Origin of the sequence: Thalassospira sp. TSL5-1 (genome assembly GCF_001907695.1) — a bacterium.
Taxonomy (GTDB): domain Bacteria; phylum Pseudomonadota; class Alphaproteobacteria; order Rhodospirillales; family Thalassospiraceae; genus Thalassospira.
The window spans coordinates 1-701 of sequence record NZ_KV880655.1 but is presented as its reverse complement, the minus strand read 5'-3'; the positions used below and the strand labels follow the sequence as shown (position 1 = coordinate 701).

Here is a 701-nt window from a genome sequence, read left to right as displayed (position 1 = left end):
ATGGGAATATGGATGAGGCGCGCAGGTTGCGAGATCTTCTTGACGAAGCTTTGGAGGATTCTGACGAGTATATACGTATTTACAAAAGGAGATTGGGGGATGGATAAAGATGAATTGTACTATAAAGATAGATTATATAAGAAGGAGAGGGAAAGGCTTCAGGAACTTACTTCCGGTCTTTCTGATCAGGAGTTTTTAAAGATTCCGGAGGAAGTTTTAGAGGAGGTTTATGCTGAAACGAAATTATACCGGATTAAAATATTTTTGCGCGAGGCGGAAGCAATGATCTCAGCTCTTGTGAGCGATACTCCTGATGTGAATGGGAAATACAGTTTTTCATGGGTGAGCCTCAAGTCTTATTTCGAAGATAGTAAGCGGATGACGGCGTCACGCACAAAAGAAGAAATGATAAAAAAACTTGAGTGGATATCGAATGAAGAATTTGGGGATGATTTGGATGAATGGCAATCATGGATAAGAGCCTTTAAATCTAACCCTCCAATGCGATATAAGTGAATGTAATAGTATTTTTCTGGTATTAAGTAAAATTAAATTTATTGGTCTGTTGTTCTTGGCTTTGCCGGTGACGTCATTCAAGTTAGCTGTATGGGGTACGAATTATGTATCCGGGATGCCTCATCCGGCCTCTCTTCTGCCAGAGTGGCGATTGTCGGGGGTATAAAACTTCCGTTTTAGCGCAT

Annotated in this window: 1 protein-coding gene; it reads left to right on the top strand. The window is 40.7% G+C overall.

Going from position 1 to position 701, the window contains the following annotated elements:
- Window positions 1-516, top strand: a 516-nt coding sequence (locus tag LF95_RS22520; protein WP_073957456.1) for a hypothetical protein, incomplete at its 5' end; no start/stop codon positions are given.
- Between the last annotated feature and the right edge of the window lie 185 nt (window positions 517-701).